At 54.8% G+C, this 15,364-nt stretch carries 12 protein-coding genes; 5 read left to right on the top strand and 7 right to left on the bottom strand.

Features of this window, described 5'->3' with window-relative positions; translation table 11 throughout:
* Nucleotides 1-52 precede the first annotated feature (52 nt).
* The 7 genes from Pla52nx_RS19830 to Pla52nx_RS19805 all read right to left on the bottom strand — a co-directional run bounded on the left by Pla52nx_RS19830 (nt 53) and on the right by Pla52nx_RS19805 (nt 8,698).
* Nucleotides 53-1,522, bottom strand: a complete 1,470-nt coding sequence (locus Pla52nx_RS19830; protein WP_146520586.1) for a sulfatase — start codon at nt 1,520-1,522, stop codon at nt 53-55.
* Nucleotides 1,519-3,114: a sulfatase family protein gene (locus Pla52nx_RS19825; protein ID WP_146520587.1), complete on the bottom strand. Its 1,596-nt coding sequence runs from the start codon at nt 3,112-3,114 to the stop codon at nt 1,519-1,521. Before Pla52nx_RS19825 ends, Pla52nx_RS19830 begins: the two co-directional genes overlap by 4 nt.
* Entirely contained in the window at nt 3,111-4,739 is a 1,629-nt protein-coding gene (locus tag Pla52nx_RS19820; protein ID WP_146520588.1) for an arylsulfatase, read from the bottom strand. Before Pla52nx_RS19820 ends, Pla52nx_RS19825 begins: the two co-directional genes overlap by 4 nt.
* Nucleotides 4,736-6,295 carry a LamG-like jellyroll fold domain-containing protein gene (locus tag Pla52nx_RS19815; protein ID WP_146520589.1) on the bottom strand — a complete coding sequence of 520 codons (1,560 nt, stop codon included), beginning with the start codon at nt 6,293-6,295 and terminating at the stop codon, nt 4,736-4,738. Before Pla52nx_RS19815 ends, Pla52nx_RS19820 begins: the two co-directional genes overlap by 4 nt.
* Nucleotides 6,295-6,822, bottom strand: coding sequence for a sigma-70 family RNA polymerase sigma factor (locus tag Pla52nx_RS19810; RefSeq protein ID WP_197454664.1), 528 nt, complete (start codon nt 6,820-6,822; stop codon nt 6,295-6,297). The genes Pla52nx_RS19815 and Pla52nx_RS19810 overlap by 1 nt, the downstream gene beginning before the upstream one ends.
* A gap of 396 nt (nt 6,823-7,218) precedes the next feature.
* Nucleotides 7,219-7,428 carry an IS4 family transposase gene (locus tag Pla52nx_RS32985; RefSeq protein ID WP_390620392.1) on the bottom strand — a complete coding sequence of 70 codons (210 nt, stop codon included), beginning with the start codon at nt 7,426-7,428 and terminating at the stop codon, nt 7,219-7,221.
* Nucleotides 7,400-8,698, bottom strand: a complete 1,299-nt coding sequence (locus Pla52nx_RS19805; protein WP_197454665.1) for an IS4 family transposase — start codon at nt 8,696-8,698, stop codon at nt 7,400-7,402. The genes Pla52nx_RS32985 and Pla52nx_RS19805 overlap by 29 nt, the downstream gene beginning before the upstream one ends.
* On the opposite strand from Pla52nx_RS19805, the gene Pla52nx_RS19800 reads away from it, so the two are divergent.
* The 5 genes from Pla52nx_RS19800 to Pla52nx_RS19780 all read left to right on the top strand — a co-directional run bounded on the left by Pla52nx_RS19800 (nt 8,670) and on the right by Pla52nx_RS19780 (nt 15,344).
* Nucleotides 8,670-9,221: a type I restriction enzyme endonuclease domain-containing protein gene (locus Pla52nx_RS19800; RefSeq protein WP_197454666.1), complete on the top strand. Its 552-nt coding sequence runs from the start codon at nt 8,670-8,672 to the stop codon at nt 9,219-9,221. The genes Pla52nx_RS19805 and Pla52nx_RS19800 overlap by 29 nt on opposite strands.
* A 62-nt stretch (nt 9,222-9,283) precedes the next feature.
* A complete protein-coding gene (locus tag Pla52nx_RS19795) occupies nt 9,284-9,946 on the top strand; it encodes a carbonic anhydrase family protein (protein WP_342190207.1) in 663 nt (220 codons plus the stop codon).
* 837 nt (nt 9,947-10,783) lie between these two features.
* Nucleotides 10,784-12,376 (top strand): type I restriction-modification system subunit M, encoded by a 1,593-nt coding sequence (locus Pla52nx_RS19790; protein ID WP_146520594.1) that lies wholly within the window; start codon nt 10,784-10,786, stop codon nt 12,374-12,376.
* A complete protein-coding gene (locus tag Pla52nx_RS19785; protein ID WP_146520595.1) occupies nt 12,376-13,656 on the top strand; it encodes a restriction endonuclease subunit S in 1,281 nt (426 codons plus the stop codon). The genes Pla52nx_RS19790 and Pla52nx_RS19785 overlap by 1 nt, the downstream gene beginning before the upstream one ends.
* On the top strand, nt 13,653-15,344 hold the full coding sequence (locus Pla52nx_RS19780) for an RNA-binding domain-containing protein (protein WP_146520596.1): 1,692 nt from the start codon (nt 13,653-13,655) through the stop codon (nt 15,342-15,344). Before Pla52nx_RS19785 ends, Pla52nx_RS19780 begins: the two co-directional genes overlap by 4 nt.
* Nucleotides 15,345-15,364 lie beyond the last annotated feature (20 nt).

Below are 15,364 nucleotides of genomic sequence, written 5' to 3'. Positions count from 1 at the left end.
GAGTACCAATTTCCGTGGTACGTATGCCTCCTTCAATTGCGGATGCAAAACTTCACTCTTCTGAGTCACTCTGTGACTCTGTGGTGCGTTTACGCAGCCCAGTGTTCTCGGGAATCCAGGACTTCGGTATCGATTCAGCAAGCCGCTTGATCACGGAATTGAGATCCGGCTGATGAGCTAGGTTATTGTACTCACGCGGATCGGTCTGATGATCGTACAGTTCTTCGCTGCCGTCGGCGTACTGAATGTAGTGGTAGCGTGCATCGATGGTAGCGGCATTGCCTTCACCGTGCGAAGTCACTGCAACATGGGGCCAATCTTGACTGGGATTCTTGAGCAGCGGAGTCACGCTGTGTCCGGCCAGTAGTTGCGGTACGGCTTGGTCAAGGTGGCAAAGTTCACAGAGCGTTGGGTAGATATCCAGTAAACTGACTGGCGCGGCACAATTCTCACCGGCGGTGTCCATTCCCGGCACACTGATCAGGAAAGGCACGCGAGTCGTCTGTGTCCACAGCGCTCGTTTGTGCAGCCATTCCTTTTCGCCGATGTGGTAACCGTGATCGGACCACAGGACGACAATCGTGTTGTCCGCGTATGGGCTTGCATCGAGCGCATCAAGAATCTCACCCAGGACCCAATCACAGAAACTGATGCTGGCCAAATACGCTTGCATCACTTCTTTCCAGCCGTTTTTGGTCTTGCGGATCTGAGCAAACTTCTTTCGATCGCCTCTCTTTAAAAAGGTTTGCTTCACGGATTCGGGGATGTCGTCGAAATCATCGTGAGGGGTCTCCGGGAGAACAAGCGACTCCAGTGGATACAAATCAAAGAAGCTTTGGGGGACCACGAACGAGAGATGTGGCTTGTTGATACCGTGCACAATCAAGAACGGTTTGTCGTGTTTCTGTGACAACCAGGCGCGAGTGTTGTTGACAATGGCTGTGTCAGGCATCGATTCAACGCCGATGGACGCCGGACCGATGGATAGGATGCCTCCACCGATAATTCTGTTGGGGCCATGCTTCGGTTCATGGTTGCTGAATGGCGCAAGCCTCTGCGTCCACGCGGCATCGAGCCGCGCCTTCGGCAGCCAGTGATCTTCGTTGGCGTGGTAATACTTACCGGTAAGATAAGTGTTATAACCATGACGTTTGAAGTTTTCCTCCAATGCAATTGCCGCCAACGCTGGCTTTGATCGGGACAGCCGATCGCCGAGTTGATAGACACCAGTATGGTGCGGCGCCAGCCCCGTCATGATCGCCACGCGTGACGGATTGCAGATCGGTGCGGCGCAGTAGGCGCGAGTGAAGTTGACCGACCGCTTTGCCAGCCGATCAAAATTCGGCGTCTTGATGCCCGGATGGTTCTGAAGTATCGAAACATAGTCGCTCAGATCGTCGACTGCGATCATCAACACATTCGGAGTAGCCGGAATCTCCTCGGCTGACAGAGATGTCGCAGGAAACTCGCTGACTGCGCAGAGAGCGATGCATATGGCGAGCATGTGTCTGACTTGATTCATCGGTCTAACCCTCTCGCGAGTGACCGCGGCGACAGTCGACGTGGAATTTGTTTCGGATGTACGTCTTGGTCGTTAGTCGCCTCGCGCCAAGCGGAAAACTCTTCGCGAAGTCGCAGAAGAACTTCAGTGTGGGCTGGGTCATCAATCAGGTTCATCACCGCCCATGGATCCGTGTCGAGATCGTAAAGCTCTTCCGGCGGCGCGTCGCTCATGCAAAGTTGCCGCAACAGTTCGTATGGCAAAGGCTGGTCGTCCTTGTGTCGAACCGTTTCGTCGTGCAGGTCGTTTGCGTACTGCGGTCCGGAATCACCGTATTCTCCATGGCCGCTGCCAACATGAATGGCTTCCGATTCTGGAAGGCTCGTCTTATCCTGAATGAGATTCCTAATGTAGTAGTAGCGACCATCACAGACGGCTCGGGCAGCGGTCGTATCGCCTTTCTTTCCGGGCGTGGACATGAAGCTGTTGTTCGTCTCCGTCATCACGGTGGAGCGGTCGACAAAGCGATCCTGTTTTCCAGAAAGGATCGGCCATAGCGATCTTCCGTGACAGACCTGTTCCGCCTCTAGTCCGTAAACTTCAAGAAACGTGGGGTTGAAGTCCAATTGCGAAACCGGTGCGTTGAGCGTCCGGCCGGTTTCCACACCCGGTCCCCGTACGAAACAGGGCACGTGCGTTCCGGCTGGATAGACGCTGGTCTTGCCACGTTGGACCGGAATGCCGTGGTCGCCGGTGAACACGACCAGAGTTTGATCGGCTTGTCCTGATGCTTCGAGTTTCTGCATCAACTCACCGACGAACTGATCGATGTTACGAACGTTGGAATAGTACTGGGCAAGATCGACGCGGGATTTCGCAGTGTCGGGCAGCCATGGTGGCATCTCGATTGAAGCGGGATCAACATCTTTCGGTGCGGAGTTACGGTCGCTTGGGTCAGTCAGTTTGTGGCGAACCGATTTCCAGAACGGTGCATGTGTGTCACCGGGATTGCACCAGAAAAACCACGGCTTCTCCCCGGCAGTTCTAATAACGGAATCAAGATCGCTCGCATCAACGAAGCCGTCGTAGGGGAACTTGCGGGCGGGCTGGACATGCAACTTTCCCGAGAGCGCGCAGAAAACGTCGGCGGCTTTCAGCTTTTCGATCAGCGTCTGAATGTCCTCGTGCATGCCGCCAACGCCCAGATTTGACGGGTCGTTGGCCTTCGTCATCGGATCAGGAAGTGGGATCCAGTTTTCGGGGCCGCCTCGTTTCCCATGCCGATTGAAGACATTTCTCCAGATGCCGTTTGCATGCGGCAACAAGCCACTGTAGATCGCACTCTTGCTGGGCGAGCAAACGCTCTGGCCGCAAAACGCGCGCGTGAACACAACGCTCTGTTTTGCGAATGCATCAAGATTCGGGGTCTTAAGTCCGGCAATCTTTGAATTGGGTTCTCGCGCGGCTCGCTCGCTGGTGTAATAGCCAAGGTCTTCGACGTAAATGAACAGAATGTTAGACGGACGTTCTTGAGCGGACACGCTTGAGACATTGCCGATGATCAGGCATGACAAGAGCGGCAGTAGGATATGTAAATCAGTAGCTTTCATCATTGCTTCGACTCCAATTCTTTAACTTGTATTCCAGTGGCGCGTTGCTTGACTCGTTTGAGCGACGCCTTTTCATCGGGCACGCTTTCGCGAGCGCCTGGTCCGATCTTGCCGTCCGATTTGTAGATCGGGGCGTATTCCGGTTCACGTTCGCCGGACTTAAGTCGGAGGCGAACGTCAGGTCTTTCCGAAAACTGCTTCTGTAGCTCCAGCATCTCTCGCAAACGTTTTGGATTGGAGTCCGCCACGTCGCGTGTTTCGGTACGGTCGTTGGTCAAGTCGTAAAGTTGCCACGGCTGGTCGTAGGCTGTCACCATTCGCCAACCGCTATCGACAACAGCCATGTTGTTGAATAAAGAAAAATGCAGCGGTATCGGCGGCAAGGTTTCACCGTCGGTAAGCACGTCGGCGAACGAACGCCCTGGCAAAGGTGGATGCCGTTTGCCTCCAAAGTTCTGTGGGTATGTTGTCTCGGCGATTTCGATAAGCGTGGGCAGAATGTCGGTGATGTGTAGCGGTTGATCGTTGAACTCGGCTTGCGGCTTGATCCCGTCCGGCCAACATGCAATGAACGGTGTTGTGACTCCACCACTGTGCTGAGTCCGTTTGTAGAATTTCATCGGAGTGTTGGATGCGTGAGCCCACGCGACGCCGACGTTCCACGTTGTCCCTGCCGTCCCGAAGTTTCCGCGTCGAACGCGATCGTTGGGGCTGGCTCCGTTGTCGTTCATGAAAATGACCAGCGTGTTGTCATCAATGTCGAGTTCTTTCAGTGTCCGCATCACACGACCGACGCCTTGGTCGACGCAATCAACCATCGCGGCGTAAGTTGCCATACGAAGGTCTTCAAAGTCGCGAGATTTCTCATCGAGCGAATCCCACGGAGGAACGTTTTCGGGGCGGTCCGGGAAATTCCACCCGTCGCCTGCGAGTCCAATCGCCTGCTGTCGTGCGAATCGTTCTTTGCGAATCACGTCCCAACCCTTGAGGTACTTGCCGCGATACTTCGCAACCTGGTCGGCAGGTGCCTGAATGGGCGAATGGGGCGCGTTGTAAGCCAAGTACATGAAGAAAGGTTGATCAGGATGCTCCGCATGCTCGTCGCGAATGAACTGATCGGCATAATTTGTGAACTCATATGTGGCGTAGAAATCGTCTTTCGGCACAGGCCACGGTTTGCCATCCAGCGTGAACGTGTCGTTCCCGAGAAAGAAGTCACAGCCGCCCGTCATGAATCCAAAGTGTCGATGGAATCCTCGCTGAAACGGAACGCCGGCCGCGTGCCACTTGCCGATCATCATCGTGCGATAACCCGCCGCCTGAATGATCTCGCCAAAGTTTGGACTGTCCTTGCGAATCGCCACGTTCGGATCGTGCGTCCAGAACTGATGCCCGGTAATCAGAGCCGCGCGACTTGGTTCGCATTTTCCACAGTTGTAGAACTGCGAGAACTTGACACCTCTGCGAGACAGTGAATCAATGTTCGGCGTGTCGATCTCACCGCCATAGCAACCGACGTCAGAGAATCCCATGTCATCGGTGATGATCAAAACGATATTCGGCCGGGACTCAGCCGCCGAGACGGTCGTGGCTACCAGAAACAGTGAGAGCAGTAGGAGAATTTTCATAGAGCAGAATTGGTTTGTATCAGGGAACGAATTTCGTCGCCGCTGAGTGCACGGTTGAATAGAAAGATGTCGTCGATCGCGCCCTTGAAATACTCTCGCTGAGCCGTTGCTCGCATGACCTGGCGACCGAACTGGACGGGTTCGGAATTGCTGGACTGAACGTCGGTATCGAGCATCAAACGCTTCTTGCCGAAAGTCCGCCTTTGTAGCTGGCCATCAACGTACAGCAGCACGACACCGCGACCTTTGGCAGCACCATTGCCCAGATACACTGCGGCCACATGATGCCAGACTCCATCACGCAAATCTTCGTGCCCGACGATCAACGGCCCGCCGACCGCGATCTTCAGTCGACCGAACGTGTCGACAGGCACGTTCGTATCGCCGATTCCCAGTTCCCACGCCGCACCGCGTCGGCGATCCGGATCAAGAATGCTGAAATCACCCCAGCCGACGATTGCCTGACCGTTTGACGCGCCGTAGTCCGGAGCCAATTTGACCCACGCGGCCACCGTGCGATCCTTGTCTCCACCGAGACCTGCAAAAGCCGTTTCTACCCAGTCGTCCAAACCGTCGAATTCCAGTGCGCCGGAACCATCTCGCTCAATCCAACGAGCACCGTGCAGCTGAGCAGGCTCCATGGCATCCGGAAATCCTTCGCCTTGAGGCACAGTGAATTCGCCACTGCCCTCGTCGAATGACCAATGAACCCATCTTGTGTGTTGTTGATCGCTGCCCGGCAACCGACTGACGAATCGCTCAGCTTCCAGAGAAATCGTGGTGAGTTCTCCGATCGACGTCCATTGGGCCGCCTCACCTTCGCTCAGGACCGATCGCTGCTGCGACAGGTCGACTTCCACCTTGCCCTCAAACACATGCACCGATGTTTCTTCAGACGGCAGCACTTCGACACCAAAACGCGTGCCTAGATCGAGTACTTCACCTGACGGTGTCTTGATCCGCAAGCCAGATGCACCCTCGTCCATCTCCGCGTAACAGCGGCCGCTAACCAGTCGTACCTCGTTCACTGAAACAACAGCGAATTCCGCGGGGCCTTCGAACACGAGTCGAGTCTCTGAACCGAGTTCGATTTCCAGAATGCCTGATTCTATCGTGACCAGCTGCGAATCCTCCAGAGCCCGCACATCCAGCGACTGCACACCCTCGGTCGCCAACACGCGCACCATCGGAGCAGGAGGTGGAAATTGATCTGGCCGGAAGACCAGCAACATCACCATGGCTGCCACCGCAGACACGCCAGCAGCAATGAGGCCCGCGCGATTCCACCACCGACGCTGCTGCAACCGTTTCAGCACGGCACGCTCGGTCGGTGGCACCTGAGCAGGGTGACTCAGAGCCTGAACCTTCAATAGCAGTTCGCGCGTGAACTCATTCTCATCCATCGCTTGTGAACTTAGCAGGCGTTTCATCTGTAACTGCTCCGCAGCTTCACTCGCGAAGCTTTCGTCAGCCGAAAGATCTCGAAGCAATTCCTCGTTCGAGTTCGCATCGAGTTCGCCTTCAATCCATGCGGCCAGTCGCTGGTCACGGTTCATCACGAAGCCTCCTGCGTGTTTGTTTGAATGCAGTCGAACAGCAGTGACCGCAGGCGATGCAGCTTCATAGTCACCACAGAATGTCCACTGCCGACGCGCTGGCAGATCTCGCGAATCACAAGGCCGTCCTCATACCGCCATCGGATGAGCTGTCGAGCCGCCTCGTCGAGCTTGCCAAGGCAACGCTCTAGCGCCACAAACACCGGGCCGTCGACAACATCGCTGCTGTCTATACGATCATGAAGCAGTTCGAGCACTCCATCGTTGCCGCCAATGGGAGTTGCGCGGCTCTTTCGGCGGTGCTGCCGCACCAGATTCATGGCCACCGCAAGCAACCACGGACGCAAAGGTTGGTCGAGATCAATTTCTTCCAACCTCCGCCAGAGCAACAGAAATACTTCCTGAGCGAGATCATGAGCTTCAAACGGATCATCAATCCGGACAGCCACAAACGCCCGCACCGCTGTTTCGTGAGCGGCAACGATCTGCTCGAAGGTCGCGAGGTCACGGTCACGCAAAAATGTCACTGGTTTATCTCCATAACAACAACTGACTTCAGTTGTCGATTGTGACACATGATTCCGAAAAAATTCGCCAATGAGCGTATTAGTTGGTCTCAGCGATGCCGAAAACCGGCTGCGAACCTTTGATCTTGGCAAGTGTTTTCAGCACTGCCTCCGCGCAAATCGGTTTGACTCCTTGCCGAGTTCACTTTTTCGCTCGTTTGGGTTTTATCTGGCAACTCGAAGCCCCATGATTCGAGCAAGTGAAGACTCGTCGAGGAACATCCGCACGCTCGTCGAACAACCGGCCATCGCCCTGTTCTCGCAGCTTGGCTACGACACGGCCAACTGCTTCTACGAAAAAGTCGGCAATATCACTGGCTCCCCTCTCCCCGTCGGGGGCTCGTTGTACCGGACATCTCAGTCGGGAGAAAATTTTTTGGCTCCCGGCCCGAATTTGTTCCATGCGTTGGACAGGTCGTAGCAGCGTTGCATTCCGATCCACAAAGTCTGCGTTCCAGGATCATTCTTGCGGCGGTCGACGAAACCTCCCAACCGGGCGATCGCACGAACAACATCTTCCAGGCGTGGGCAGCCAGATTCAGGGATTTCCAGCCCCCAAGATTGCATAAACACTTTTCCATTCACTCGGTTCGAAGATGATCTCGCATCCGACGTCGGGACAAGATCGACCCATATGGCAGATGTACATCAATCGCCAAGCCACGATCGCGTACATTGCCAACGCATTCTTGATCCGATCGATCTCTTCAAATCGACGATGTTCAATCCGACAGCCCGATTTCAAGGTTTTGAAAAATACCTCAATCTGCCAACGGATACAGTAGCATCGGATCACTCGCTGAACGTCTTGCTCGGTATCAATCGGTAGCGTCGTCACCAGCATCCAGCAAATCGGATCTTCCCCTTCGGGCACGTTGACTTCTTCGCACAGCACCACATTGACCCGGCCGCTCGCGAGAAGATCCTTCGATGCATGAATCGGCCTGGCGACATCAACCACCGCCGTACGGATTTCAAGCTGAGCGGTTCGAGCTTCGCGAGAACGACTGCGTGCCGACTTACCAATGCCAACTTTGGCCGTGCGAGCACGCAAGTTGACAACTTGCTCACCAACTACCGGTGAACGACGAACTTGATCCTTCCAATCTTCTCGATCGGTCGTGTTTCGGTTCTGCCCCGCGCGAACCAAGATATGTAAGTTCGACGTTGCGATTTGAGACTTCGCAACGAACAGTTCATAGATATCCGCCTCGCTATCACCGACACAAACACAGATCGTCTCGGGGCAAGCCAAAGCGGCTTGATGCGTCATCGTAAGCCCTTCGAGCCAACGTATACTTTCCTTCTCTTCGATAGGAGTACGGCGTCGCTGATCCGTCTTTTGCGATGGCGTTAGCGTACTGAGGGTCTCGCGAACATAGGTTTTTTGACCGAGCAGCCCGAGCGCCACCCCGTCCAGATTGAAGGCGACCACCGGGTGGAAAAAAGCACCACGGCGTGACTCGCAATCCATCGGCCCAGCACCTTGGACTTGTTGCTTGGGGCGGGTCAGATCGATTTCGCTGGTGTCCTGCGCGCAAACGACAGAGTCGGTCTGCTCTATGCGACGGTAGGTTGCTTCAATGTGCGGCTGCAGGATCTTCTGCTGCGTTACTTTCGGATTGTCGAAGAACTCGTAGCAGGCATCAAGCTCGTTCTTAGTGCCCATCGCCGCAGGGATGCTAGCGTTGGGACTTTGTTGCAATCGCTCAGCGATCTGAATCGCTCTTTTGCTCAATCGCTCATCACCGAATTGAACAGCTTGTAACTCACCACCTAAATCAACCGCAACCATCAATCGCACCTCCGTGCCACCGGCCTCCAATGTTCGCCGCACCAGCGCGAACCGTAAGGCAAGAATCATTCGCAGCGGATTGCAAAAAGTCCAGAGCGAAATCCCCTGGCCGACTCCAAAGGGATGCAATCAACACACCCGAGATGTCCGGTACAACGAGCCCAAGGGACTCGATGTAGACGGCTTTTTCGCCAAGCTGACCGACTTCGTCAAAGAACTGAGTGCGGAAGAGCAACGCGGTGTCGCAGAACAACTCAGTGAGGAAGAGCTGGCCCTCTTCGATCTGTTGACCAAGCCGGAAGTCGACTTGACGGACAAGGAAAAAGCCGAGGTCAAGAAGGTCGCCAGAATGCTGCTCCAAACGCTCAAAGAAGCGAAGCTGGTCCTCGATTGGCGAAAGAAACAACGCACCCGAGCCGACGTCTACTCTACCGTAAAGACGGTCCTCGACGAACTCCCCCGAGCCTACTCCACCGAACTCTACGAGCAAAAATGCGACGCGGTGTACCAACACATCTACGACAGCTACCAGGGTGAGGGAGCAAGCATTTATGCACCTCATTGAAACTTCGTGGACGAGAGTTTTAGTTCAATCCAAACTTCATCCAATTTCGCTTAAGGAACGGTATGACGGACCAACAACAGTCACCCATCAACCTGCAAAATGCAATCTACGCCGACTTCGGAAGTGAAGGACTGTCGATTCACTGGGATGGCGACATTCTTGGGCACGTGCGCAAGGACGAACATGGCGTGAAAGTCGAGTTCGCCTCTGACGTGCGACAATACATCACGATTGGTTCCAAGCGATTCCATCTCCGACAGTTTCACTTCCATCACCCAAGTGAACATTGGGTTGATGGAGAGCAATATACGATGGAACTCCATCTCGTTCATCAAAACGTGGATGACGGCTCGCTGGCAGTCGTCGGAGTCTTTATAGAGCCCGGAAACGCAAGAGCTGCTTTTCCTTCACTGATGACGCAAATTGAGACTGTTTTGGGGGCTGGCTCGCATGAGGAACTAGAGCCAAAGGTGCTAACCGATCCATGGAATTTCTTGCCGAAAACATGGGAGCAGCACTTCCGGTACCAAGGCTCGCTGACGACCGATCCATTTACCGAGAGCGTCAGCTGGGTTGTGCTTAAAGATCCAACGCTGATGCCAACGAAAAAGCTCATGGAGTTACTAGAGCTATTCCAATCGGAAGCGCGTTTTCCACAACCGCTCAATCGGCGGTACATCCTCAAGACATTTGATGCAACCAAGCCTTCTAAGCGAAAGAAGTGATTGATCACCCCTGAGACGACAAAACCCCGCGAAACGCTTGGTTTGGCGGGGTTTGTCGGTAGTCGGGATGACAAGATTCGAACTTGCGACCTCTGCACCCCCAGTGAACAAGCAGCGAAGGAAAACGACGTGTTTTCTGCGGTCAATCGCGATGCCGCCGAACGCTTGCACCAATGCTTGCACCAAATCAGGGAATCAGACGAACGATCGGTACTGAATGCCTTGTGTCATTCTGTTACCCAAGTGTTCGGGGCAGACGCTATCGAACGCATTTGTGACCATTTAAACCGCGTTGCTGCCGAAAGCTGATTCGTCGATACACGAAGGAAGATGGTAGGAGGCCGCACGTTCCCAGCTTCGACGTGCTGGCTCGGTGACGGGCGAAGACCCGACTGCATCATCGGCAGGGCGGTTTTGAACCTTGATGCCTGTAAAATTGCGTTCCCAAATGACGGGTAGACTTCAAATTCCACATCCCGTATCGCTGCGGTACTGGTCGGTGGAGCGATGACAACGTCGACGAATGACCGCGTCTACTCTTCTTTTCACGTTCCTGGATCGGCTTCGGGAATTTTGACCCGGAATCGGTGTCTGGGGACCCAGAGGGTACCAGTGGTCTAGCGTGGCGCGAGTCACCGTGTTTTTTAAAACGCGGCAACCCGATGATCGTTGTACTGGGGATCTCAGTCCACCGTAGTCTCCTCCTGAATCGTCAGGGCAACTTCCGACGCCCTGAGTCCGCTGCCTGCTTGTTTCCCGAACGGGGGGGGCTTAGGCTATTTGCTGAGATTTGGCAACAAATGGACGTAGTGCGATCAAGGGCATGGAAAAGACGATATGGCCAACAACCATTCCGATACGGAAAAGCGACTCTGGGAGGCCGCCGATGAATTTCGGGCGAACTCCGACCTCAAGTCATCCGAATACGCGGTCCCAGTCCTTGGGCTGATCTTCCTGCGATATGCCGACCACAAGTTCACCATCGCTGAAAAAGAATTGGCCGGCAAAGGCTCCGGCCGCCGCAAGATCGGCAAAGAGGACTACCAAGCCAAGGGCGTGATGTACGTGCCGCCGGAGGCTCGGTTCTCACACCTGCTGTCGCTGCCCGAAGGCGAGAACATCGGCAAGGCGATCAACGAGGCGATGAAGTCGGTCGAGGCCGAGAACGTCGACCTCAAGGGCGTCCTGCCGCGAACCTACACCAAGATCGACAATGCCATTCTGGTCTCGCTGCTGAAGAACTTCTCGCAGATCGCGATGGATGCCGAAGGCGACACGTTCGGCAAGATTTACGAATACTTCCTTGGCAACTTCGCCCGTGCCGAAGGACAACGGGGTGGTGAGTTCTTCACGCCGACCTCGCTGGTCAAGCTGATCGTCGAGATCATCGAGCCGTACCACGGACGCATCTACGACCCGGCGTGTGGATCGGGCGGCATGTTCGCTCAAAGTGCCGAGTTCATCAAAGCCCACCAGAACAATCCCTCGGTGGAAATCTCCTGCTACGGTCAGGAGCGAGTCGGCGAAACACGGCAACTGTGCATGATGAACCTTGCCGTGCATTCGCTGTCCGGCGACATTCGCTTGGGGAACAGTTACTACGAAGACCCCCACGACAGTCTCGGCAAATTCGACTTCGTGATGGCCAATCCCCCGTTCAACGTCGACAAGGTGGATAAGGAGAAGATCAAAGACGATCCCCGCTACCCGTTCGGGATGCCACGGGCCGACAACGCCAACTACCTCTGGATACAACGGTTTTACAGCAGCCTGAGCGACACGGGCCGAGCCGGTTTTGTGATGGCGAACTCAGCCGCCGACGCTCGCCAATCGGAGATGGAGATTCGCAAGCAACTGCTCCAGTCGCACGCCGTCGATGTGATGGTCGCCATCGGTCCGAACTTCTTCTACACGGTGACGCTCCCTTGCACGCTCTGGTTCTTGGATAAAGGCAAGGCCACATCAAAAACAAAGCGAAAGGACCAAGTGCTGTTTATCGACGCCCGGCACACGTTCCGGCAGGTCGACCGGGCACACCGCAAGTTCAGTCCCAAGCAGATCGAGTATCTGGCCAACATCGTGCGGCTGTATCGGGGTGAGCAGCCGGAGTTCGTGGCGGGTGAAGATGAAGAAGTCCCCGCCAGTGAATCAACACCGGAACCGGATTTGAAGGCCACCTTCCCGCGTCTGGAATACGCGGACGTGGCGGGACTGTGCAAGGTCGCCACGTTGGAGGAGATCGAAGCACAGGGCTGGAGCCTGAATCCCGGTCGCTACGTCGGCGTGGCGGATCGTGAGGAAGACGATTTTGTCTTTGCCGAGCGGCTGGAAGAACTCAACGAAGAGTTGGAGGTCTTGAACAGCGAAGCGTCCGAGTTGGAAGAGCGGATTGCGAACAACGTCGCCAAGTTGCTGGAGGCGTCGTGCTAATGAGTCATTCCGACTGGCAAAGTATGAGTATCGGATCACTGGGCCGTATCGTTACGGGCAAGACACCTACGTCGAAGAAGCCGGAGCTTTTCGGTGATGACTACCCGTTTATTACTCCGTCGGACTTGGATTTTGACAGACCGCACGTTCCCACTGAAAGATACTTGTCAGACGAGGGGCGTCAGTCGCAGAAGAACCAAATTCTCCCCAAGGACTCCGTGTGCTTTACCTGCATCGGTGCAACCATCGGGAAGCTCTGCAAAACCGCCCGCCCAAGTTTTACGAACCAACAAATCAACAGCGTGATTGTTAACGCCGCCAAATATGACGCATGGTTCGTTTATTACCTGCTGCGATTTCATGGAAAAAAAATTGCGTCGATTGCAAGTGGTGCCGCTACACCCATCGTGAACAAAACGACGTTCGCCGGCTTCGAGATTTCCATTCCCCCACTTCCGACCCAACGTAAGATCGCTTCGATCCTGTCGGCGTATGACGATCTGATTGAGAACAACACCCGCCGCATTGCCATTCTGGAAGAGATGGCTCAGGCGATTTACCGGGAATGGTTCGTCAACTTCCGCTTCCCCGGCCACGAAAACGTCAAGCTCGTCGATTCACCACTCGGCCAGATTCCTGAGGGTTGGGAGACGGGAGTTGTCAACGATTTGCTGAAATTACTCTCAGGCTTCGCTTTCAAGAGTAAGACTTTCGTAGACGATGGCGGTTACAAGGTGGTCACAATCAAGCATGTGCATGACGGTGAATTTCAAACCAACTCGATGAGTTTGCTCGACTCTCCGCCTGATCGGATGCCAGTACACTGCCATTTGGAAACGGCAGACGTGTTGATGTCCTTGACTGGCAACATAGGCCGCACCTGTCTGGTGTTCGGCGAGAACTTCTTGCTGAACCAACGTGTGGCGAAACTTCATCCTCACCGCCCGCAAGATCGCCCGCTTGTTTATTGGATGTTCAGAAGCCCGGATACTCGGCAAAGACTCGAACAGATTGCGAACGGAGTGGCTCAGCAGAACCTCAGTCCGGTCCAGACCGGCAAGATGGAAATTCCGATTCCACCCTTGGAACTGCGAGACTCCTATGCAGAGGTGGCGTCCCCGATGGTCGAAGCAATCCTGAATCTGAACCGAAAGAATGCGAACCTCCGCACCAGCCGTGACCTACTGCTGCCCAAGCTGATCTCCGGCAAGCTGGACGTGGAAGACCTCGACATCGACTCAGGGCTAACCGCCGAGGCATTGGAGGAGGCGACCGCATGACGCCCACCGAGCTTCAATCCAAGTTGACGGAGTTCCTGTCGCTCCCAGCCGAGACGGAATGGCTTGAGTTCAAGGAAGCCAAGAGCGACAAGCATTTTGACGACATCGGGGAATACTTTTCCGCACTCAGCAACGAAGCCAACTTGAAGGGACAACCCTTTGGCTGGTTGGTCTTCGGTGTGAAGGACAAGCCGGTTCCGCGCCAAATTGTCGGTTCGCGGTATCGGCCACAGCGCCCCCACTTGGACAGTTTGAAGGAAGAGATCGCAAATCACACCAGCCATCGGTTGACGTTCGAGGAAATCCACGAAGTCACAACTCCCGACGGTCGCGTTGTGATGTTTCAGATTCCGGCAGCCTTGCGAGGTTCGCCGACATCATGGAGAGGGCATTTCTACGGCAGAGACCACGAAAACCTGTGCGCGCTGAACCTACATGAAATTGAACAGATTCGGAAGCAGGCACTGGCGGACGACTGGTCGGCGGTCATTTGCGAAGAGGCAACGCTCAGCGATTTGGAACCCAATGCGATTGCCTTTGCTCGGCAGGAGTTCGTTGTGAAGAACTCAACGCTGGAGGCTGAGGTAGCGACATGGGACGACACCACGTTTTTAAACAAGGCCAAGGTCTGCATCAGCGGCAAGTTGACTCGCACGGCGATCATCCTTCTCGGTAGACCAGAGGCTCAGCATTTCTTGGGTAACTGCCACCCGCAACTGACTTGGATTCTGAAGGATAAAGACGGACTCGAACGCGACTACCAGCATTTTCACTCGCCCTTGTTGCTGGCCGTCGATCCGCTGCTTCGCAAAATCCGCAATCTGACTTGCCGTGTGCTTCCGTGGGGAACACTGTTTCCAACGGAGATTCTGCAGTACGAACCTTGGGTGCTTCGTGAGTCATTGCACAACGCGATTGCTCACCAGGATTATTCGCAGGGTGGACGGGTTGATGTCGTCGAGTTTGAAGATCGTCTGGTGGTCGTGAATAAAGGCACCTTCTTGCCCGGCGATGTAGAAAGCGTAATCCGCCGCGATGCGCCGTACAGCCTCTATCGCAACGCATTCCTTGCTCAAGCGATGGTTGGGTTAGGGATGATCGACACGGTCGGCAGTGGGATAAAACGGATTTTCCAGGCGCAGAAGAAGCGATCGTTTCCCATGCCGGACTATGATTTCTCGACCGCCAACGAAGTCAAACTGGTCATACAGAATAGCGTCTTGGACGAGCGGTATACGCGGATGTTGATGGCGCGGGCTGATCTGAGTCTTTGGGATGTGATTGCGTTGGACAAGGTGCAAAAAAACAAACCGCTGACGGAGAGCGAATTCAAGGCCGTCAAAACAAAACGGCTAATCGAAGGGCGACGCCCCAATCTGTTTGTGTCGGCGGAAGTAGCGGCAGCCACGGACGACAAGGAGGCGTACATCCGCAACCGAGCGTTCGACAAAGACTATTACAAGGATCTGGTCAAGAAATATCTGTCGCAATACGAGGAAGCCAGCCGTCCCCAAATCGACCGTCTGCTCCAGGACAAGCTGTCGGATGCTTTGGACGAAAAACAGAAGAAGCAGTTCGTGACGAACTTGCTACAGGAGATGAAACGCGATGGGACGGTTGTCGCGGATGGAACGACTCGATGGGCGAAATGGCGTATGTCTAAAACCGATGCCGATGCCCAGAATTAGACATGCTTTTACACATAGAA

It is taken from the genome of Stieleria varia (assembly GCF_038443385.1).
Lineage (GTDB): Bacteria > Planctomycetota > Planctomycetia > Pirellulales > Pirellulaceae > Stieleria > Stieleria varia.
Note: the sequence above shows the minus strand (reverse complement) of the source record. Positions and strands in the feature narration are given on the sequence as shown.

What these genes read in the sequence shown, in the direction of transcription:
- Pla52nx_RS19825 (WP_146520587.1), bottom strand. Translation starts at nt 3,114, where the DNA reads ATGATGAAAGCTACTGATTTACATATCCTACTGCCGCTCTTGTCATGC.
- Pla52nx_RS19820 (WP_146520588.1), bottom strand. Translation starts at nt 4,739, where the DNA reads ATGAAAATTCTCCTACTGCTCTCACTGTTTCTGGTAGCCACGACCGTC.
- Pla52nx_RS19780 (WP_146520596.1), top strand. Translation starts at nt 13,653, where the DNA reads ATGACGCCCACCGAGCTTCAATCCAAGTTGACGGAGTTCCTGTCGCTC.
- Pla52nx_RS19815 (WP_146520589.1), bottom strand. Translation starts at nt 6,295, where the DNA reads ATGAACCGTGACCAGCGACTGGCCGCATGGATTGAAGGCGAACTCGAT.
- Pla52nx_RS19830 (WP_146520586.1), bottom strand. Translation starts at nt 1,522, where the DNA reads ATGAATCAAGTCAGACACATGCTCGCCATATGCATCGCTCTCTGCGCA.
- Pla52nx_RS19790 (WP_146520594.1), top strand. Translation starts at nt 10,784, where the DNA reads ATGGCCAACAACCATTCCGATACGGAAAAGCGACTCTGGGAGGCCGCC.
- Pla52nx_RS19795 (WP_342190207.1), top strand. Translation starts at nt 9,284, where the DNA reads ATGACGGACCAACAACAGTCACCCATCAACCTGCAAAATGCAATCTAC.
- Pla52nx_RS19785 (WP_146520595.1), top strand. Translation starts at nt 12,376, where the DNA reads ATGAGTCATTCCGACTGGCAAAGTATGAGTATCGGATCACTGGGCCGT.
- Pla52nx_RS32985 (WP_390620392.1), bottom strand. Translation starts at nt 7,428, where the DNA reads ATGCAATCTTGGGGGCTGGAAATCCCTGAATCTGGCTGCCCACGCCTG.